Source organism: Natrononativus sp. DTA114, assembly GCF_059736515.1.
On the sequence record NZ_JCASSN010000003.1, the window covers coordinates 201,042 to 219,405 of the forward strand.

The 18,364-nt window shown below is 67.0% G+C and carries 19 protein-coding genes; 11 read left to right on the forward strand and 8 right to left on the reverse strand.

The annotated features are described in order from the left end of the window. Positions 1 to 19: 19 nt before the first annotated feature. Together AC6I6S_RS10965 and AC6I6S_RS10970 are read left to right on the forward strand one after the other, a co-directional pair. The gene (locus tag AC6I6S_RS10965; protein ID WP_497950099.1) at positions 20 to 2,116 is read left to right on the forward strand and encodes a hypothetical protein; all 2,097 of its coding nucleotides are present in this window, start codon (positions 20 to 22) and stop codon (positions 2,114 to 2,116) included. 80 nt (positions 2,117 to 2,196) lie between these two features. Continuing rightward, complete coding sequence (locus tag AC6I6S_RS10970; protein ID WP_497950101.1) at positions 2,197 to 3,306, forward strand: DUF8471 domain-containing protein; 1,110 nt, start codon at positions 2,197 to 2,199, stop codon at positions 3,304 to 3,306. 20 nt (positions 3,307 to 3,326) lie between these two features. On the opposite strand, the gene AC6I6S_RS10975 is transcribed toward AC6I6S_RS10970, so the two are convergent. Further along, positions 3,327 to 3,734, reverse strand: a complete 408-nt coding sequence (locus AC6I6S_RS10975) for a VOC family protein (protein ID WP_497950102.1) — start codon at positions 3,732 to 3,734, stop codon at positions 3,327 to 3,329. 176 nt (positions 3,735 to 3,910) lie between these two features. Here AC6I6S_RS10975 and AC6I6S_RS10980 point away from each other — a divergent pair, with 176 nt between their 5' ends. The 4 genes from AC6I6S_RS10980 (at position 3,911) to AC6I6S_RS10995 (ending at position 7,881) form a co-directional block, all read left to right on the forward strand. After that, entirely contained in the window at positions 3,911 to 5,095 is a 1,185-nt protein-coding gene (locus AC6I6S_RS10980; RefSeq protein WP_497950103.1) for a sugar phosphate nucleotidyltransferase, read from the forward strand. Further along, entirely contained in the window at positions 5,095 to 6,885 is a 1,791-nt protein-coding gene (gene glmS / locus AC6I6S_RS10985; RefSeq protein WP_497950104.1) for a glutamine--fructose-6-phosphate transaminase (isomerizing), read from the forward strand. Before AC6I6S_RS10980 ends, glmS begins: the two co-directional genes overlap by 1 nt. A 41-nt stretch (positions 6,886 to 6,926) precedes the next feature. Next, positions 6,927 to 7,100 carry a hypothetical protein gene (locus AC6I6S_RS10990; protein WP_497950106.1) on the forward strand — a complete coding sequence of 58 codons (174 nt, stop codon included), beginning with the start codon at positions 6,927 to 6,929 and terminating at the stop codon, positions 7,098 to 7,100. Between the two features lie 301 nt (positions 7,101 to 7,401). Next, positions 7,402 to 7,881 carry a pyruvoyl-dependent arginine decarboxylase gene (locus AC6I6S_RS10995; RefSeq protein ID WP_497950108.1) on the forward strand — a complete coding sequence of 160 codons (480 nt, stop codon included), beginning with the start codon at positions 7,402 to 7,404 and terminating at the stop codon, positions 7,879 to 7,881. A gap of 102 nt (positions 7,882 to 7,983) precedes the next feature. Here the strand turns inward: AC6I6S_RS10995 and AC6I6S_RS11000 are convergent, their stop codons facing one another. From AC6I6S_RS11000 to AC6I6S_RS11010, 3 genes are read right to left on the reverse strand one after another with little or no spacing between them, the layout of a single operon-like run. Beyond that, positions 7,984 to 9,336, reverse strand: a complete 1,353-nt coding sequence (locus AC6I6S_RS11000) for an MFS transporter (protein WP_497950110.1) — start codon at positions 9,334 to 9,336, stop codon at positions 7,984 to 7,986. Continuing rightward, positions 9,333 to 10,172 carry an SAM-dependent methyltransferase gene (locus AC6I6S_RS11005; protein ID WP_497950112.1) on the reverse strand — a complete coding sequence of 280 codons (840 nt, stop codon included), beginning with the start codon at positions 10,170 to 10,172 and terminating at the stop codon, positions 9,333 to 9,335. Before AC6I6S_RS11005 ends, AC6I6S_RS11000 begins: the two co-directional genes overlap by 4 nt. 35 nt (positions 10,173 to 10,207) lie before the next feature. Then, entirely contained in the window at positions 10,208 to 10,420 is a 213-nt protein-coding gene (locus AC6I6S_RS11010) for a hypothetical protein (RefSeq protein WP_497950114.1), read from the reverse strand. A 222-nt stretch (positions 10,421 to 10,642) separates the two neighbouring features. Between AC6I6S_RS11010 and AC6I6S_RS11015 the strand changes: the two genes are divergently transcribed. Beyond that, positions 10,643 to 11,035 (forward strand): DUF5811 family protein, encoded by a 393-nt coding sequence (locus AC6I6S_RS11015; protein ID WP_497950115.1) that lies wholly within the window; start codon positions 10,643 to 10,645, stop codon positions 11,033 to 11,035. Positions 11,036 to 11,155: 120 nt separating this feature from the next. On the opposite strand, the gene infB is transcribed toward AC6I6S_RS11015, so the two are convergent. Next, positions 11,156 to 12,961: a translation initiation factor IF-2 gene (infB, locus tag AC6I6S_RS11020; protein WP_497950116.1), complete on the reverse strand. Its 1,806-nt coding sequence runs from the start codon at positions 12,959 to 12,961 to the stop codon at positions 11,156 to 11,158. A 245-nt stretch (positions 12,962 to 13,206) separates the two neighbouring features. On the opposite strand from infB, the gene AC6I6S_RS11025 reads away from it, so the two are divergent. Next, a complete protein-coding gene (locus AC6I6S_RS11025; protein ID WP_497950118.1) occupies positions 13,207 to 13,452 on the forward strand; it encodes a PRC-barrel domain-containing protein in 246 nt (81 codons plus the stop codon). Positions 13,453 to 13,456: 4 nt separating this feature from the next. Next, on the forward strand, positions 13,457 to 13,915 hold the full coding sequence (locus AC6I6S_RS11030) for an NOB1 family endonuclease (protein WP_497950119.1): 459 nt from the start codon (positions 13,457 to 13,459) through the stop codon (positions 13,913 to 13,915). A 43-nt stretch (positions 13,916 to 13,958) separates the two neighbouring features. Here AC6I6S_RS11030 and AC6I6S_RS11035 read toward each other — a convergent pair whose 3' ends face one another. Then, positions 13,959 to 15,074: a CPBP family intramembrane glutamic endopeptidase gene (locus AC6I6S_RS11035; RefSeq protein WP_497950120.1), complete on the reverse strand. Its 1,116-nt coding sequence runs from the start codon at positions 15,072 to 15,074 to the stop codon at positions 13,959 to 13,961. Positions 15,075 to 15,122: 48 nt separating this feature from the next. Continuing rightward, positions 15,123 to 16,421 carry a phosphoglucose isomerase-related protein gene (locus AC6I6S_RS11040; RefSeq protein WP_497950121.1) on the reverse strand — a complete coding sequence of 433 codons (1,299 nt, stop codon included), beginning with the start codon at positions 16,419 to 16,421 and terminating at the stop codon, positions 15,123 to 15,125. Between the two features lie 129 nt (positions 16,422 to 16,550). On the opposite strand from AC6I6S_RS11040, the gene AC6I6S_RS11045 reads away from it, so the two are divergent. Both AC6I6S_RS11045 and AC6I6S_RS11050 read left to right on the forward strand, forming a co-directional pair. Continuing rightward, the gene (locus tag AC6I6S_RS11045; RefSeq protein WP_497950122.1) at positions 16,551 to 17,072 is read left to right on the forward strand and encodes a DUF8056 family protein; all 522 of its coding nucleotides are present in this window, start codon (positions 16,551 to 16,553) and stop codon (positions 17,070 to 17,072) included. Between the two features lie 67 nt (positions 17,073 to 17,139). Further along, positions 17,140 to 17,610 carry a DUF5812 family protein gene (locus AC6I6S_RS11050; protein ID WP_497950124.1) on the forward strand — a complete coding sequence of 157 codons (471 nt, stop codon included), beginning with the start codon at positions 17,140 to 17,142 and terminating at the stop codon, positions 17,608 to 17,610. A gap of 24 nt (positions 17,611 to 17,634) precedes the next feature. Here AC6I6S_RS11050 and AC6I6S_RS11055 read toward each other — a convergent pair whose 3' ends face one another. Beyond that, a complete protein-coding gene (locus AC6I6S_RS11055) occupies positions 17,635 to 18,186 on the reverse strand; it encodes a metal-dependent hydrolase (protein ID WP_497950125.1) in 552 nt (183 codons plus the stop codon). Between the last annotated feature and the right edge of the window lie 178 nt (positions 18,187 to 18,364).

Sequence of the window (18,364 nt, forward strand, 5' to 3'; positions counted from 1 at the left end):
GTAGCCGAATCACCGTGGTGTGTACCGCTCCGGTGGATTCGCGGTCGCGCTCGTCGCGCTCTGCTGTCTGCTCTCGGTCGCCGCCGCCACGGGAGCCATCGCTGCGCCGAGCGAGAATCCCACCGAACTCGGCGTCAGCGGCCAACTTTCGGTGACGCTCACGAACGACGAGGACAACGACACGCCGCGCCACGAGAACCCCGACGAGTACGGGGAGGACGGCGATCTCGAGGGGATGGAAGGGTGGCTCGCCGAGCAGCTCTCGAGCCAGCTCGGCGACAGCGCGATCGAACTCAGCCAGGGAGAGTACGACCTCGCCCGCGAACACCTCGGCGACGATTACAACGACCGCCTCGGTCAGTACGTCGACGTTGCGGGCGAGACGGAGGGCGACGGCCAGGGGGACTCCTTCGAGGAGACTCGCGAGGAGCAAGAGCAGCTCACGGACGACGTCGAGGAGTACCGCGAAACCAGAGACGAGTACGAGCAGGCCCGCGACGAGGGCGACGGCGAGCGCGCCCGCGAACTCGCACGGGAGCTCGAGGAGCTCTCCCAGCGGATCAACGACTCGAGTGCGACCGTCCGGGAGAACTACGACGAGATCAGCTCGGAGACGGGTGCCGACCTCTCGGAGCCCGACCGCGCCGTCGAGGAGACCAACGCCGAGGTCCAGTCGGAGCAAGAAACCGTCCGCGACGAGCAGTTCGTCGAGACGGAACTCGTCCTCGAGCCCGAGTCGGAGACGATCTCGTTTCTCGACCCGCTCGTCGCTGGCGGCGAGGTCCGGACGGCCGACGGCTCGACGCTCGCGAACGACGACCTCGCGTTCGCGATCGAGAACGACACCGCGCTGGCGGAGACCGACGGCCAGGGTGGGTTCACCCTCGAGTATCGGCCCACCGACCTCTCGCTCGAAACCGCCGAACTGACGGTCCGGTACGTCCCCGACCGGCAGTCGGTGTACCTGGGCAGCGAGACGACGGTCCCGGTCACCGTCGAGCAGGTCGAGCCCCAGATAACCGGGGTCGAAGCGCCTGAGACAGCGGGCTACGGCGACGAGATGCAGATCGGCGGGAACCTCGCGGTCGATGGCACCCCCGTCGACGGCGTTCCGCTCGAGGTCAGGATCGACGGCGAACGGCTCGGCACGATAAACGCCTCCGACGGAGCCGTTTCGGGGACCGTGACGATGCCGGCGACGGTGCCGGACGGCGAGCGCGAGCTAACGGTCGAACTCCCTTACGAGGACCGCACGCTGGCGTCAGCCAGCGAAACGACACCCGTGACGGTCCGGGAGACGGAGTCGTCGCTCGCGATCGAGGCGAGCTACGAGGGTGAGGACGCGGTCGCCGTCGAGGGAACGCTCGAAACCGCTGCCGGCGACGGCGTCGGTGACGAACCGGTCCAGCTCTCTCTCAACGGGACGCCGATCGGAACCGTGACGACCGGGCCGGACGGCACCTTCGGCGGCGTCGTCACGGTCTCCGAGGGCGTCGAGGGAGACGTCTCGATCGGTGCCGCCTACGACGGGTCGGGGTCGAACGTCGCGTCGGCGGAGGCGGAAACGATGGCATCGCTTCCGACCGAACCCGGACCCCGCTGGGCGCTGCCGCTGCCCGCGTGGCTCCTGGGGCTCGGGAGCGTGGCCGTCCTCGCCGCAGTTGCCGCCGGTATCTGGTCGATCCGCCGGCGTCGAAACCGCGGCTCGGAGCCGGCTCGGCAGCCGACCGTGGCCGATCCGGGTGGCGACGACGCGGCGGCCGACCGACCCGCCGTGGCGGACGCCGAATCGACGGCTCGAGCGCTCCTCGAGCGAGCGAGCGATCAGCTGTCGGCCGGCCGTCCCGACGCGGCCGTCCGGAGCGGCTACGCCGCCGTTCGCCGCGTCCTCCAGTCGCGAACCGACGCCGGCGGGCTCACCCACTGGGAGTTCTACCGGCGGCTCACGCTCGAGGACGACGAGGACGGGGCGCTTCGAACCGTCACCGAAGGGTACGAACGCGCCACCTTCGACCGAACGGGGCTCACGGAGGGTGAGGCGACAGGCGTCCTCGAGCGAGCGCGGCGACTGTGCGGGCTCGAGGAGAGTGGTCAGTCGGGTCCGGCCGACGACTGACCGCGTGTCGCTTCCCGGCGCCTGAAACGTTCCCTGCCGACCGACTGACTTTTACGGACGACCTTACAACAACGTGGTGAATGGGTTCCAACCGGTCGCTGTGGCTGTTACTCCCGCGTCAGCTTCGGACGCTGCCAGCGGACCTCGCCGCCATGATCGGGCTCACGCTGCTGGTGAACGTGGCGGTGTTCGCCCCCGTGATACGGGAGACGCCGCTTCGAATCCCGCTCGGGCTCGCGTTCGTGCTGTTCGTTCCGGGCTACGTGTTCGTCGCCGCGCTGTTTCCGGAGGCTGGCGACCCGCCGGCGGCTCCCGACGACGTGATCAAGGGCGACTCTCCCGACGATTCGTTCTGGGGTGGCGCCGATCGCTCCGGGATCGACGGCATCGAGCGCGTCGCGCTCGCGTTCGGGCTGAGCATCGCGATCGTTCCGCTGATCGGCCTCGCGCTCAACTTCACGCCGTGGGGGATCCGGCTCGTCCCGATCATGGTCGCCGTCAGCGGCTTCACGCTGATCGCGGCCGCGGTCGCCGCCGTCCGGCGGTGGCAGCTCCCCGCCGAGGATCGGTTTTCCGTCCCGTACCGCCAGTGGTACGCGACCGGGCGTCGAGAGCTGCTCGAGCCCGACACTCGCGCCGACGCGGCGCTCAACGTCCTGCTGGTCGCCGCGATCCTGCTGGCCGTCGGCAGCGTCGCGTATGCGGTCGCGGTCCCGCCGCAGGGCGAGCAGTTCTCGGCGGTGTACATCCTGACCGAGGACGACGACGGCGACCTCGTCGCCGCGGACTACCCCGAGGAACTCGTCGCCGGCGAGAGCGCAGACATCGTCCTGGGCGTCGACAACCACGAACACCGAACCGTCGACTACACGGTGGTGATGGTCGAACAGCAGGTCGAAACCGTCGGCAACGAGACCGTCGTGGCCGAACAGAACGAACTCGAGCGGTTCGAAACCAGACTGGCGCACAACGAAAGCTGGCACCACGACCACGAGATCGAGCCGACGATGACCGGCGAGGACGTCCGCATCGTCTGGCTGCTCTACCCCGACGAGGTGCCCGACGAGCCGTCGATGGAGTCGACCGAGTACTCCGTCCACCTCTGGATCGACGTCGAGGACGGCGAGGCGGAGGCCCAGCAGCGGGCGACGGTCGATCCGGCGCCGGGGCCTCGAGCGACTGCCGGGTGAGCCAGGAGACCCGACTCGCGTCACTCCCCGGGTGCGGGTTGCACGCAGAAGCCGTTCCCTTCGGGGTCCCGCATGACCGTCCACGTCTCGGTGTCGGGGCCGGTCGTCTCCGTCTTCGTCTCGACGACCGTCGCTCCCAGTTTGGTTAGCCGCTCGACTTCGACCTCGCGGTCCTCGGCGGCGAGATCGAGGTGAATCGGGATGTGTTCCGGCGACGAGCGCGGCATCTTCTTGAAGTACAGCCGTGGCCCCTCACCCGTCGGATCGACGGCCGCCGCGGCCGCGTTGGGATCGCCGCCTCCGGCCTCGATGGCCTCGAGGAGCCCCGGCGGGGCCGCCTGTCGCTCGTATCCCACGGCTGCCGTCCAGAACGCCGCGAGGGAATCGGGATCGTCGCACGCGAACGTGATGTTGCCGATGGACGCCATGACTACCTACGGTTCGACGTCGGACCAGATAGTACCACCTCGTCACCGCCGTTTCCGTACTGATCCCTGACACCGGGTTCGTTCCGGAACCCGGGCTCGACAATAAAAGACCGTTTTCGCCGATGGTATACTGTCGGTCCGAAACAGTAAGGAGACTGGGTTCCCGTCACTGTGGTGTGACTGATCTATCTGCCGTCGTTCTCGCAGCGGGGGAGGGACGACGACTCAGGCCGCTAACGAGCCACCGACCGAAGCCGATGCTGCCGGCCGCGACGAAACCGATCCTCGAGCACGTCCTGGACACACTCATCGACGCCGGGGTCACGGACATCACGGTCGTCGTCGGCTACGGACGGACTCGTGTCCAGTCGTACTTCGGGCCAACGTACCGGAACGTCCCCCTCCGGTACGTCGGACAGACGACCCAGCTCGGCACCGGCCACGCGCTGCTGGCGGCCGAATCGGATCTCGAGGGTCCCGTCCTCGTCGTCAACGGGGATCAGCTGATCGACGAGCGGATCGTCACCGACGTGATCGACGCACACGACGACGCGGCGGCCGCGACGCTCGGGCTGATCCAGCGCGGCTCCGTCGAGGGGTACGGCGGCGTCATCCTCGAGGACGGCCGCGTGACCGAACTCGTCGAGCGCCCGCGGGACGACCGCAACTATCGGCTGAACGCCGGCGTCTACGCCTTCGAGCCGATCGTCTTCGACGCGATCAGGGCCGCCGAGCCCCGCGCGGGCGAGCACTCGCTAGTCGACGGTATCACCGAACTGGTCGCCTCGGACCACGACGTGCGGGGCGTCGTCTCAGAAGGGCTCTGGGCGGACGCGACCTATCCGTGGGACCTCCTCGACGTCTCGTTTCGGCTCCTGGATTCGGCTCCCGAGGCGGGTGGCGTCGCCTCGAGCGTCGATTCGCGGGCGACGATCCACGAGTCGGCGGAGATCCGCGACCCGGTCGTGATCGACGCCGACTGCGAGATCGGTCCCGGGGCGGTCGTCGGCCCCTACACTTGCCTCGGCGAGAACGTCACCGTCGGCTCGAACGCCGTCGTCGAGCGCAGCGTCGTCGACGCCGACACGCGGATCGGCCCGCAGGCGACGCTGCTGGAGTGCGTCACCGGCGTCGGCGTCGAGGTTGGCGCGGCGACGACGGTGCCGGGCGGGCCGGGTGACGTCCGCGTCGGCGACCGCGTCTTCGAGACGGAACAGCTGGGCGCCCTGCTCGCCGATCACGTCCGGGATAACGGCGGCGTCACCTACGTCCCCGGAACGGTCGTCGGCTCGAACTCCGTCGTCGAGGCGGGCGCGACGGTCCGTGGTACCCTCTCGGAGAGCACGGAGGTGCGGTCCTGATGTGTGGGATCATCGGCTACACGGGCGGCGGAAACGACGTCCTCGACGTCCTGATGACGGGGCTCTCGGGTCTCGAGTACCGGGGCTACGACTCGGCGGGGATCGCCCTCGCCAACGGCCAGCTGGAGGTCTACAAGCGCCAGGGCGAGCTCTCGGCGCTCGAGAGTGCACTCCCCGAGCGCGGGCTTCGAGCGGACGCCGGCATCGGCCACACCCGCTGGAGCACACACGGGCCGCCGGCCGACGTCAATGCCCATCCGCATACGGGACCGGGCGGGGAGGTCGCGGTGGTCCACAACGGGATCATCGAGAACTACCAGGCGCTCAGAGACGAACTCGCCGCCGACGGCCACGAGTTCGAAAGCGACACCGACACCGAGGTCGTCCCGCACCTGATCGAGCGCGAACTCGCGGCGGGGGCGGACAGGGAGACCGCCTTCCGGGAGGCGATCGGCCGCCTCGAGGGAAGTTACGCCGTCGCCGCCGTCTTCACCGATTCGGAGACGGTGTACGCCGCACGTCACGAGTCGCCGCTCGTGCTGGGGCTCGGCGAGGGGGGCCACTATCTCGCCAGTGACGTCCCGGCCTTCATCGAGTACACCGACCGGGTGATCTACCTCGAGGACGGGGAGTTCGCTCGCCTCGACGCCGAGGAGATCGTCGTCACCGACGCCGACGGCACGGTCGTCGAAACGTCGATCGAGACGATCGAGTGGGATCCGGAGGACGCCGGCAAGAGCGGGTACGACCACTACATGCTCAAGGAGATCCACGAACAGCCCGACGCGATCCGCAAGTGTCTCCGCGAGCGCGTCGAGGAGATGACCCGATCGATCACCGTCGAGGAGCTGGCCGACCTCGAGCCCCCGGCGGCGGTGCAGTTCGTCGCCTGTGGCACCTCCTACCACGCGGCGCTGTACGGCGCGCGGCTGCTCCGCGAGCGCGGGATCCCCGCTCAGACGTTCCTCGCGAGCGAGTACGACACCGACGAGATCCCGGTCCCGCCGGAGACGCTCGTCGTCGGGGTCACCCAGAGCGGGGAGACCGCGGACACGATGAGCGCCCTTCGCGGGGCCAACCGCGCGGGGGCGACGACGCTCGCGCTGACGAACGTGATCGGGAGTTCCGCGGCGCGGGAGTGTGATCACGTGATGTACATCCGCGCCGGGCCGGAGATCGGCGTCGCCGCCACCAAAACGTTCGCCACCCAGCAGGTCGCCCTCGCCATGCTCTCGAGCGTCCTCACCGGCCGCCCCTCTCAGGCGTTCGTCGAGGGGCTCCGGAACCTGCCGAATCAGGTCCGGACGATCCTCGACGAGTCGAGTGCCCGCGAGATCGCCGACACCTACGAGCGCGCCGACGCCTACTTCTTCATCGGCCGGGGGTACAACGAACCGGTCGCCTACGAGGGGGCGCTGAAGATGAAGGAGATCACGTACAAACACGCCGAGGGGTTCGCGGCAGGAGAGCTCAAACACGGGCCGCTGGCGCTCGTGACCGACCGAACTCCGGTGTTCGCGATGGTCACGCAGGGGTCGAAACCCCAGAAGACCCTCGGCAACGTCAAGGAAGTCGAGGCACGTGACGCCCCGGTCGTCGCCGTCACCGACTCGCGAGAACTGGTCGAACCCTACGCCGACTTCGTGATGGACGTGCCCGAAACCCACCCGGCGTTCACGCCGATCCTGGCGAACGTTCAGCTCCAACTGGTCTCCTACTGGGTGGCCAACCGGCTGGGTCGATCGATCGACAAGCCGCGAAATCTCGCCAAGAGCGTTACCGTCGAGTGAGGGTCCGAAGCTTCATGTCGCATCAGTCACAATAGGTCGGTATGACCTCGCTGCTTCGCTTCGTCGGACTCGCCGTACTGGGGCTGCTCGTCCTGTGGGTCGCGTTCCAGGTCGTCTTTGGGATCGTCAGCTTCATCGTCTCGGTGGTCATGACGCTGGCGATCCTCGCGGTCGTCGGCTACATCGCCTACCTGGCGCTCGCGCGGTTCAGCTAGCGGGACGACTCAGTCGGCGCGGGCATCTCGAGTCGCGGACGACTCACGCTGATTTCGCGTGAGTGACCGCTCCGAACAGTTCAAACACCAGAGCACGCCGCTGGCGGTCATGAATTTTCGCTCACCGCAGTCCGAACACCGCCCATCGGGGTATCGCATTGGTCGACTACTATTCCACATACACATAAATTCTAGTCAATGGTGATTTTCCACCGACATTAGTATATGAAAATCACTCCGCTCTTGAGGCTGCCACCGGTCGAACCGCAAGCCCTTACGCCTCCCACCTCCGAGGGCGAGTATGAGCACGATCCGAGTCATCTGGGGGTCGGCGACTGCGCCGACAGAGATGGCCGCCTACGACGCCGCGCTCGCCGACGCGGGCGTCGAGAACTACAACCTCGTGGCGGTCTCGTCGGTGATCCCTGCCGACACCCCTGTCGAAGCGGTCGGCACCGCACCCGATCTGGGGCCGGCGGGTGACCGGTTGACGGTGGTCGAGGCTCGAGCCACCACCGCCGGACCGGGCCGCGTGAGCGCCGCCCTGGGCTGGTCGCAGTCGGTCGACGGGGGGCCTGGGCTGTTCTACGAGGTGGCGGGCGAAACGGACGGCGAGGACGTCGAGCGGCGGGTCCGGGAGGGGCTCGCCGCCGGTCAGGAGCTTCGAGACTGGGAGTTCGGCGGTTCGCAGGTGCGCGTCGAGAGCGCGACGGCCGAGACGGGGACGTACACGACGGCGGTCGTGCTGGCCGTCTACGGGGAGAGCGAGCCGATTTTGTGATAGCGCTCTCCAGCCGACCCGTGGTGTCTCCGTCCGGCAGCGGGTCCGGCCATCGGCGTCCTCACCGTCGCCCGCTCGAGCCTCGAGTCGAGTGGTCGGACCTCACTGTTCGTGCGAGCCGCTTCCGTCGGTACCGCCGTCGATAGGGGTAGTTTTGGACGGCGAGGACGCGTGATTTCGGTCGGCAGGCTGTGCGACCGGATCGTCCTCGCCGTAGACGCGGGCGAGCGACGAGAAACACAGCGCGACAGCTGTCACAACGATCAGTCCGCCCTCGAGAACGAGTACGGTACGGGCTCCGAGCAGTTCAACAAGCGGGCCGGCAGCGACGATCGCAAGCGGTGGACTTGCCAGCGCGAGCGTCTTGATAACCGCGAACACCCGCCCGCGGTGGTCGTCGGGAACGATCGTATGCATCAGCGTCCGCCCCGGCACCTGTATCGCGGCGATACCCGCTCCGAAAACCGCCATACAGGCTGCGGCGACCGCGATCGAGAGAACGCCGCCAGTGAGCAGCGCCGTTCCGACCAGTGCAAGTCCGCTTACCGCCAGCCCACCGATCATGAACGGCCCGCGATACCGGAGCACGACCCTGGGCGAAGTACCCACGATAATCGACCCGATGATCGTCCCGACGAACACAGCCCCGTATACGAACCCGAACGAAGCACTTCCGCCGGTCAGCTCCGTCTCGAGAAAGAACGGAAGCACGATCGCGATGGGGCCCATCGCGAGACCTGCAGCCATCGACAGTGCAACGATCGAGCGAACGATTGGCGTGCGGATGATGAATCGAATTCCCTCGATCGCTTCGTGACGTAGCTGTGTTCCTCGGGCCGTCTCCGTCGCCGACCGCCGTGGAACCCCTGCGTGTACAGGAATTCGCATCAGACAGGCCGCCGCGATGAGAAAGCTCACTGCGTTGAGCGCAAACGCGCCGGTCGTCCCGATGACGGCGATCAGTGCACCGCCGAGAACGTAGCTGGTTCGTGCGGCGCTGGTCGTTAGCGCGAGCAGGCTATTGGCGGCGTCGAGCTCGGCGTCTTCGACGAGCCGTGGAATCACGGCGCTCCGTGTGGGTGTGACAAACGCGGCCATTGCACCCTCGAGGACGGCCGCAGCGACGACGACCGGGACGAGCCACTCGCCGGGGCCGACGACGGCGACGACCGGGATCGCGGCGACCGCGCCGAACCTGACGAGATCGGCCGCGATCATGATCCTGATCCGGTTCCAGCGGTCGACGAGCGTCCCGGCCGGAATCGAGAGCACGAGATCGGGGACCAGTGCCGCGATGGCGACGACCGAGACGAGTAGCGGATCGCCGGAGACCTCGTAGGCGAGCCAGATGACTGCGATCGAATGGATGCTCGAGCCGATACTCGAGACGAGCGTTGCGGCCCACAGCGACGCGAACCGGCTGTTGGCAAGCGGTGCTCGCAACCCCGCGCTCATCGCCGTCCCATCGGCTCCGTTCCGGTGATCGTCTCGAGGTGGTCGGCTTGCTGGACCGCCGCTGCGAGCGTGTCGTTGACGATCGGTTTCTCCGCTACACGCGGAACGTAGAGCGTCTGCACGGCAGTGACCTCCTCGGCCATCGACTCGAACTCCGATAGCCGGAAACTGATCCGTTCGGACTCGGTGAACGGATACGTCGCCGTCTGCAGGAGGTGAACCTCGTGATCCGGCGGGTAGAACCGCTCGAGATACTTGCGGATTCTAGTAAACCGTTCCGGCTGATGAGACGCCTGCGAGTACCGCAACGTTTCGACGATGCCGATCTGCCAGATCATCGCCGGTACTCTCGGCTCGAGGTCGTACTCGTACAGCAGGAGATCCGTCGCCTCGAACATCTGTAGCCCGTCGGCCGCCGGATCGAGCGCGAAATCCGCGTACAGACAGTCCATCGAGGAGACGCCAGGACGTTGTTCAACGGTAAGTCCTCGCTCCTGTGCCCGTTCGACGACCCACCGACTCGGCGAAACGAAGACGAACGGATGGCCGTACAACGCTAACGTGACGGGCTCGTCGCTTTCTTCGGCAGCCTCGAGAACGCGCTCTGCCATCGCTTCGTAGATATGCTGGCGAAGCGCTCCCTCGTCGTAGGCCTCCTGTAAATCGATCACCTCGACGTCGAACTGCTCGAGATGGCGACTCATGAGTTCCGGCTGATGATCGATCAGATACACGGCCGACGACGATTCGAACGCCAGTTCGGCTTCGCGCGTCAGCTGGCGCGTACCAACCATTCCAGTTCCAACGATGTATATGTCACATATATTCTGTGTCATGTGTATCAAATATTAGGGACGGGGGCAGTCGTGGCTTATAGAACTGCCACGACTACAACGATCGGTTCCTTCTCGGCTCGGAACACCTGCGTCGCTTCGTTCTCGTCGCCGTTCGCGAGTGCGTCCGCCATCTCTTCGTCGAGCCCGTACTCGTCAGCGACGAGACCGGGCTCCGAACGAAGTCGTGAGAGAAACGATTCGTCGGTCATCGAGCGATCGACCAGTTGGGTTGCTGTCGTTGCCGACATGGCATTCACACCCATTCGTGACAGCAATATAAACATTATTGTTGTAGTGAATGTTAAACTTCAAGTACGATGGCGGCGGTTGAGCGGCGAACGTCTCGCTGGAATACTCGCTGCGGCTGTCGCCAATCGCCTTCGCAGAGCCGGCGTAACCGGGCCGGTTCGATCACTGCCAGAAGGCGAACGCTTTTCACTCGAGCCATCGATGGAACCGGTACGCATTCTATGAACGGAAACACGCCGTATGGGGGGTTGCCCGGAGTAACACAGGCCGGTCAGCGGACGGCGGCGGACGTTCCCGAGCTCTCGGGGGAGCAAAAACGGACGCTGCACCGCGACGTCTCTCGTATCGCTGCCCGGACCCGCGAATACCTGCCCGACGAGTATATCGTCGACGCTGACGTCTCGAGCGGGGTTAGCGGCCCGCAGGTCACCGTCGCGGTTCAGCCGCCGATCGGTCACCCGGTCAGCGCGGGCTTCTCGCCCGACGTCGAGGAGTCGCTCGAGGAGTACATCGACGCCGACGAGCGCGCCGAGGTCGCCCGCGGACTCGCCGCGAGCGCCGCCCTGCAGGTGAAACAGGCGGTCGGCGACGGCGTGACGCCGACGGCGCGGTAGTCAGGTTTCCTTCTCGGTCCGCTTCACCCACCTCGAGCGCGTCTCCCGTGTGGTCGGCGAGGCGGTAGCGCAATCGGGGTGAGCGAAACTGGCTGTCGTCTCGACGAGCCCAGTGAACTGCTACTTCCCCCAGAACGGATCGCGCTTCCGCAGTTTCTCGACGTACATGTTCAGTGCCTCGCGCTCGTCGACGGGGATTTCCTCGGCGAGTTCCTGCTCGAGTATCTTCGCGTGCTTCTCGGGAATTTCGATCCAGAGTTCGTCGTCTTCCTCGATCTGGCGCCCGACGGTGGGGCCGTCGATGGCGACGGAGACGCGGTTGCCCGCGCGGGCCTCGTCGACGTCCTCGCCTTGCTCCTGGATGCCCTTGATCTGGCCGACGCGGTTTGGCTCGTTGCCGTCGAACTTCGCGACGAAGGCGTTGTTCTGGACGGTGCCGGAGTTGACCTCGACGCCGACGACGGCGGGGTCGTTCTGGCGGAAGGTGTGATCCGGCAGGATACGGAAGCGCGCGGGTCGGGTGATGTTCTCGAGGATGGTGTCCTGCTGGGCGCGCTCGAGTTCCTCGATGTGCTCCTCGTACTCCTCGATCAGCTGGTAGATGACCTCGTCGGTGTACAGTTTGACCTCGTCGATCTCCGCACGCTGTTTGGCGTCGGCGAGCACGTCGACGTTGAATCCCAGGATCGCGCGCTCCTTGGGGTCGTCGGCGGTCGAGGCCACCGAGATGTCCCGCGGGGCGATGTCGCCGACCTCCGCGCGGACGATGGGGACTTCGGCTTCCTCCAGGGCGTCGGCCATCGCCTCGAGGCTGCCCAGGGTGTCGGCTTTGACGACGACGCCCTCCTCCGTGGTGTCGACGGCGATGTTCGCGAGTTCGGACTCGACCTCGTCGACGACCTCCTCGACGGGCTGATCGCGGACGACGCGGACCGGCGCCCCGGCCATCGCGTCCTCGAGATCCGGGGCGGCGATCTTGATTCCGGTCGCCGCCGAGACGGCGTCGACCTTCTCGAACCGGCTCTCGGTCCGAATTTCGGCGAGCGGGCGGGGCTGGAGCAGCGCCCGGACGTCGGTGACGATCGGGTCGTTCTTCGCGCCGACGACGATCGTGTCGTCAGTCCGGATGGTGCCGTCGTAGAGGACGGTGTCGATGGTCGTCCCGAACCCTTTCTCCTCTTTGACCTCGAGGACGGTGCCGATACCGGGGCCGGAGACGTCGATCTCCATCTCCTCTTTCATGTAGCGCTGGGAGAGCCCCATCATCACCGCGAGCAGGTCGGGGACCCCTTCGCCGGTCATCGCCGACACGGGGACGACGCCGACGTTGCGCTGGAAGTTCTGGACCCGCCAGTAGAGGTCGGCGGAGAACTCCTGGTCGCTCAGGTTGCCGATAATCTCGTAGAGGCTCTCGTCGAGTCGGGAGGTAACGCGGTCGGACTGGGACTCGTAGGTCTTCGTGATCGGAGCGTCCTCGGTCGGGTTCCAGCCGGGGACGGTGTCGATCTTGTTCGCGGCGACGATGAAGGGCGTCTGGGAGCGTTTGAGGATGTCCAGCGCCTCGAGGGTCTGGGGCTGGAAACCGTCGTTGACGTCCACCACCAGAATCGCGATGTCCGCGAGCGCCCCGCCGCGGGAACGAAGGGTCGTAAACGAGTGGTGACCCGGCGTGTCGATGAACAGCAGGCCGGGCAGGTCGAAGTCGTCGGGGTCGACGAGTTCGCCCGCGATACTCGAGATGACGTCGAGCGGCACTGCGGTGGCGCCGATGTGCTGGGTGATGGCGCCTGCTTCGCCCTCGATCACCGCGGAGCCGCGGATCTTGTCGAGGAGACTGGTCTTGCCGTGGTCGACGTGTCCGAGGACGGCGACGATCGGCGTTCTGAGGGATGTATTGTCGCGCGTGTTCGTGTCCGTGTCCGACATGGTAAACCACCCGAGAAGGTCTTACCTGAAACGTCCGGTGCGCGGTAGTTAAACCCATCGTCACGGCGCCCGTGCGATCGCCGTCCATCTGCCGACCGGCGGAACACCGCTCGAGCGTCGTCCCGTCGGTGTCTCCCCCGCGGCCGACACGTTCCCCGGTGAAGATTTTACCACGGGCCCTGAATCGGGGTCGTGACTGGTGGCTGACCCGAATCTTAATACATAGTCACTACAAACCCACTCCTATGAGCGATATACTCGCTGAAAATCTCTCGGGGAAGTCCGTCATGGGTTCCGACGGCATGGAACTGGGAATGCTCTACAACATCACGATAGATCTGAAATCCGGCAAACTCCACGACCTCGTCGTCGAACCGAACGAGGAGACGGCCTCCCGGTCGGTCGACTTCCCGACCGACGAAGAAAACCGCGTTCTCGTCCCCGTTAGCCGCGTGCTGGCGGTGAAAGACTACATCGTTATCGACCGCTAACGGCATGTACGTTCTCGACTCCTCGGCTTTTATCCACGACTTTCACACGACAGAACAGACGGCCACGATTCCGCTCGTCCGCGAGGAACTCGTCGACGAGAGCGCCTACCGCTACGACGCGATGGAGGGCTCGGGGATGCACGTCCACATCCCCAACGGCGACACCACCGAGAAGGTCCGCCGCGCCGCGAAGGAATCGGGCGACCTCGAGGAACTGTCCGACACCGACATCCGCCTCATCGCGGCGGCGTTCGAACTCGACGCCACGCTCGCCACCGACGACTACGCGATGCAGAACGTCGCCGAGCGCATCCAGGTCGACGTCGAGGTGATCGCCCGCGAGGGGATCACAGAACAGCGCGAGTGGATCTTCCAGTGTCAGGGCTGTGGCCGCGAGTTCGACGAGGAGAAAGATCGCTGTCCGATCTGTGGCTCCGGAATGACGCGGAAGAACCCCTCGTGACGTCCTCCCTGTAACGGACGTTCTCCTCGAGGACCGCCGCCGTTCACGTGAACTGAACGTACAGCGACGCGAACTGAATCGCGTTGAACAGGCCGTGGACGACCGCTGGCACGAGCAGGTTCTCGGTCCGTTCGTAGATGAGCCCGAGCACGATCGAGAGTCCGAAGACGACGGCGAGGCTGGCCATGACCTCGCCGCCGCCGCCGGTCGCGTAGGCGGGGAGATGGACCGCAGCGAAGATGACGCTGCCCACGAGGACGGCGCCGTAGCGCGTAAAGCGCCGGTAGAGCGATTTCTGGATGATGTTGCGGTACAGCAGCTCCTCGAACGGACCGATAACCAGGATTGACGCCGGGATGAGTACCAGGAGAATTTCCGGGTTCTCCGCCGCCGCCTCGGTCGTTCCGTGACTCGAGCTCTCGACGCCGGCCGACTGCATCAGCCAGGAGATCCCGATCAGTGCGCCGAAGAGAACGACGATGCCGCCGACGGTCCAGACGAGATCTCGCACGGTCGGCCAGCGCAGGTCGATAAAGGAGCGGCCTCGGTCGGTCAGTCGGAGGTAGGCGGCGGCGACGCCGGCAGTTCCAACTGCCATGCCGAACTGCATCACCACGATCAGCTGCGACTGGGTCGGCTCGCCGACGAGGAGCCACACCGGCACCATCGTAAGCTCCGCGACCAGCTGGGCCGCGAACAGCGCTATCGCTCCGAGAACGGTGAGCGCCCCGGCGAGGGCACCGCGCTCGAGTAGCCCCCGTCCGCCCACGTTACCGTAGTCGGCGACGGCGAGGCCGACCGTCGCCGCCGCGGCGAGGAAGGCGAGGAGTGTCGTCGGTAGATCCGGCACCGCCGGCAGCGGGATCACACCCGGTACACCCTGGTTGACCGCGTACCCGGAGAGCAAGACGACGCCGACGCTCGCAGCCGCAGCGATCGGCGCGGCCGTCCGGCGGGCCAGGCGGCCGTGACGGCGGAGGAAGAACGCGCCGAAGGCGACCAGTGAAAGCGCGGCCGCGAGCCAGACCACTGGGTCGCCTCCGCCCACGCGGAGCGGCGCGAGCGCGCCGACCATCGCGAAGGTGGCGAACACGGTGCCGGCCGCGGGGACGGGTTCGAAGACGAGCGGCCGCTCGTCCGACGCTGCTGTCTCGCTCATAGTCGTTCGTTCGTGTCTGCGCTCATAGGGGTACCGCTCTCGGCGCTCTCATCGCTCGACCCGCAGCGACGTCTTCTCGGCGACCGCCTCGGCTTCTGCGAACTCTCCCCCGCCGAGCAGCCCGCGGGTTGCCTTCTTCGCCCACTCGACGGCCGGCTGCGTGAACGTCTCGACGCCGTACAGCTCGCCGGCGAGCACGCAGGCGGCCTCCATCCCGTACAGCAGGCCGCCGAGTTCGTACTCGTCGACGCGCTCGAGTTCGATCCGGACGCTCGGTCGGCCCGCGGCGGCGAGACTCGCCTCGGTCGCCTCGAACTCGGCCTCGAGAAGCTCGCCGAGACTCGCGTCACCGAGGTAGGCGAGTTCGTCGACCGCCGTCGCGGGAATCTCGCGGTCGGTCCGCTCGCGGGGCGCGACGAAGGTGACGAGCTTGTCGCGGGGACCCGCGCGGTAGAGCTGGAGCTGGGAGTGCTGGTCGGTCGCTCCGAGCGCGCGCACCGGCGTCTGGCCCAGCTCCTCCTTCCCCAGGCTCTCGGCCCACAGCTGGGCGAACCACTCGGCGTACGTTTCGAGCGACTCGGCGTACGGCATCATCGCGTTCACGCTCGCCCCGCGCCCGTCCAGCGCGTACGTGGTCGCGCCGTAGGCGTAGGCCGGACACTCGAACAGCGAGCCCGAAAGCGTCTCGGCCTCGGCGGCGGCACCCTCGAGCAGCGCCTCGAGATCGTGACCGCAGACCGACGCGGCGACCATCCCCACCGCGGAGAGCGCCGAGAAGCGACCCGGCACGCCGTCGGGCACCCGAACCGAGGGAAGGTCGTGGCGGTCGGCGAGCGCCCGCAGCGGGCCGGAGTCGCCGGTCGTGACGACGGTTCGGTCGGTCCAGTCGACACCACGATCCTCTAACGCCTCGCGCACCACGAGGAAGTTCGCGAGCGTCTCCGCCGTCGTGCCGGAGCGGGAGACGACGTTGATCGCCGCGTCCTCGAGCGGCAGGTCGTCCAGCCGAGCCGACACCCAGGCGGGGTCGACGTTGTCGAGGTACACCGTTTCGGTTCCGTCGCCCTCGAGCGCGTTCGTGATCGTCGCCGCGCCCAGGGCGCTGCCGCCGATGCCGACCGTGATCAGCGCCTCGGCGTCGGCGACCGGTTCGGTCGCTCGCCGGATCTCCTCGGGATCGGTTCGCTCGGGGAGATTCAACGCCGCGTAGCCGTGTTCGTCGTCCGCGCGCCCCGCTTCGATCCGCTCGTGGGCGGTCGCGACACGCTCGTCCAGGCGCTCGAGGGCGTCCCTCGAGACGCCCGGCGAGGCGACCGACGCGAGCGCGTTGCCGATGTCGACGTCCATGCGCGAGAGGGCGGTGGCCTGGCGTAAAGGCGTTCCGTCACGCGATCGGTCGCCGACTCGAGTACCGTCGGGACGGGCGCAGGCGCGCTATCGCATCGCTTATTCGCCCCGGGGGCCAACCCGTAGCCGATGACCGAGCGGTCGACCGCCGACGGCTACAGGGGACTTCCGGGCGCGTTTCCGTTCGCGTTCCGGCGGAGTAACTCGCTGCTGTTCAAGTCCTACGTCGTCCTCGGCGGGTTCGTCGCGCTGCTCGTTGCGGTGTTCTTTACGCTCGCGTTCGTTCGCATCATCGGCGTGACCGCGGAATCGTCAGCGACGCTGTCGCTCTCGCGCAGTTTCGTCGCGCTGCTGGGCGTGCTCGTGATCCTGCCGGTGCTCGCCCCGATTCTGTTCGTCGCCAGGCGCCACCGTCGGGGGATCGGCGACGACACCCGATACGACCGCCGGCTCGCGGGCGCGGGGTTTCTGTTCATCCTCGCGCTGTACGTTGGCTTCATCACCACGGTCCCGCCCGAGTTCCAGAGCGACGTCGACGGCGCGGCGGCCCCGCTCGTCGAACTCCTCTACGGGCTGCCGTGGTTCGCCGGCGTCGGGATCATGATCGCCGCGGCGCTCCTGATCTACCAGGTTCACCGGCTCTCGCGGTGAGTCGGGCGCGCGGGCCGCGGGTCCGCGAGTCGAAACGCCGAAAGCCGCGCCCGCCCTTCGAGGGGGTATGAGCGAGAAGACGAGCACGTTCGTCGTCACCCACGCCGAGGCCGACTCCGCGATCGTCCGCGACGTCGACACCGCGCAGGTCCACACCCTCTCTTCGAACCCCGGTCTCGAGGTTCACGACGTTCTCGAGGCGACTATCGCCCCAGATCCGCCGCTGGAGGTCGCCTGGCAGGTCGTCGAGGTCGACTCCCGCCGAACGATCGAACTGGTCGACAGCGACCTCGAGCCGACGACGCACTCGAAGGAGGTCGCAGCCGAGAGCGCGGTCGGCGAGCTCACCCGCAGCGAACGCGCCGGTACCGGCGAGATTCACGTCCTCCGGGTGCCCGAAGAGGAGGTCGAGGACGCAGCACAGGACGTCCTCGAGGACGCCGAAACGATCGCGCGGGCGGCGCGTCTCGAGGCGGTTCGGGTCGAGGTCCGGCGGTCGCCCGAGGGCGTGTTGAGCGTGCGATATCTGCCGGACTGAGTCGGTTGCCGGCTCGAGCGGTCGCTACAGCCGCGAGCGGACGTACTCGAGGCCGGGGCAGCCGTCGACGTACCAGAGGAGGAGGCCGACGACGAACATCGAGGCGTCGACCCAGAAGAAGACGAACGGATCGGTAAACGGCGTCACCACCAGTTCGACGACCGCGGGCGGTTCGAACACCCGCTCGTGGAAGTAAAACGTCGGATAGGAGACGAACGGCCAGAGCAGGAACTCCGTGCCGTGGGGGTAGCCGAGGAACGCCCGCGGCGGCACGTCCGCCAGGAGGTGCGCCAGATGGGCGATGACGAACGCGGTGGCGATTTCGACCCGATCGAGAACCACCGCCGCGGCGTAGACGACGGCGATCAGCAGCGCCGTGAACGCCAGCGAATGGACGAGAAATCGCCCGTGGGGAAAGACGCCGACCCAGGCGAGCGGCTTATCGATCAGGTCGGCGAACTGCGAGCCGACCATCGCCGCCAGCGCCGGCTCCGGTCGCGGCGGGCGTCGGAACCGCGCGCGGGAGTACAGCGAGTAGGCGACGTACGAGACGCCGACGTGTCCCCATGGCCACATCGGTCGAAACGGATCGCCTCGAGGGTGTAGTTATGGTGCCTATAACCGGGCCACGCCCGTCACCGGGTGACGCGGTATCAAATCAGGCGGTCGTCTCGCTGTGCGGACTCGAGACCGCCCCGTCGGTTTCATACGGTGTGCTGTAAGTCAGTACCGGCGCAACCGCGATCCGTCTGCA

What these genes read in the sequence shown, in the direction of transcription:
- AC6I6S_RS11005 (WP_497950112.1), bottom strand. Translation starts at nt 10,172, where the DNA reads ATGACACAGAATATATGTGACATATACATCGTTGGAACTGGAATGGTT.
- AC6I6S_RS10995 (WP_497950108.1), top strand. Translation starts at nt 7,402, where the DNA reads ATGAGCACGATCCGAGTCATCTGGGGGTCGGCGACTGCGCCGACAGAG.
- AC6I6S_RS11025 (WP_497950118.1), top strand. Translation starts at nt 13,207, where the DNA reads ATGAGCGATATACTCGCTGAAAATCTCTCGGGGAAGTCCGTCATGGGT.
- AC6I6S_RS11030 (WP_497950119.1), top strand. Translation starts at nt 13,457, where the DNA reads ATGTACGTTCTCGACTCCTCGGCTTTTATCCACGACTTTCACACGACA.
- AC6I6S_RS11000 (WP_497950110.1), bottom strand. Translation starts at nt 9,336, where the DNA reads ATGAGCGCGGGGTTGCGAGCACCGCTTGCCAACAGCCGGTTCGCGTCG.
- AC6I6S_RS11035 (WP_497950120.1), bottom strand. Translation starts at nt 15,074, where the DNA reads ATGAGCGAGACAGCAGCGTCGGACGAGCGGCCGCTCGTCTTCGAACCC.
- infB (WP_497950116.1), bottom strand. Translation starts at nt 12,961, where the DNA reads ATGTCGGACACGGACACGAACACGCGCGACAATACATCCCTCAGAACG.
- AC6I6S_RS11050 (WP_497950124.1), top strand. Translation starts at nt 17,140, where the DNA reads ATGAGCGAGAAGACGAGCACGTTCGTCGTCACCCACGCCGAGGCCGAC.
- AC6I6S_RS10975 (WP_497950102.1), bottom strand. Translation starts at nt 3,734, where the DNA reads ATGGCGTCCATCGGCAACATCACGTTCGCGTGCGACGATCCCGATTCC.
- AC6I6S_RS10970 (WP_497950101.1), top strand. Translation starts at nt 2,197, where the DNA reads ATGGGTTCCAACCGGTCGCTGTGGCTGTTACTCCCGCGTCAGCTTCGG.
- AC6I6S_RS11015 (WP_497950115.1), top strand. Translation starts at nt 10,643, where the DNA reads ATGAACGGAAACACGCCGTATGGGGGGTTGCCCGGAGTAACACAGGCC.
- AC6I6S_RS10990 (WP_497950106.1), top strand. Translation starts at nt 6,927, where the DNA reads ATGACCTCGCTGCTTCGCTTCGTCGGACTCGCCGTACTGGGGCTGCTC.
- AC6I6S_RS11040 (WP_497950121.1), bottom strand. Translation starts at nt 16,421, where the DNA reads ATGGACGTCGACATCGGCAACGCGCTCGCGTCGGTCGCCTCGCCGGGC.
- AC6I6S_RS11045 (WP_497950122.1), top strand. Translation starts at nt 16,551, where the DNA reads ATGACCGAGCGGTCGACCGCCGACGGCTACAGGGGACTTCCGGGCGCG.
- AC6I6S_RS11010 (WP_497950114.1), bottom strand. Translation starts at nt 10,420, where the DNA reads ATGTCGGCAACGACAGCAACCCAACTGGTCGATCGCTCGATGACCGAC.
- glmS (WP_497950104.1), top strand. Translation starts at nt 5,095, where the DNA reads ATGTGTGGGATCATCGGCTACACGGGCGGCGGAAACGACGTCCTCGAC.
- AC6I6S_RS11055 (WP_497950125.1), bottom strand. Translation starts at nt 18,186, where the DNA reads ATGTGGCCATGGGGACACGTCGGCGTCTCGTACGTCGCCTACTCGCTG.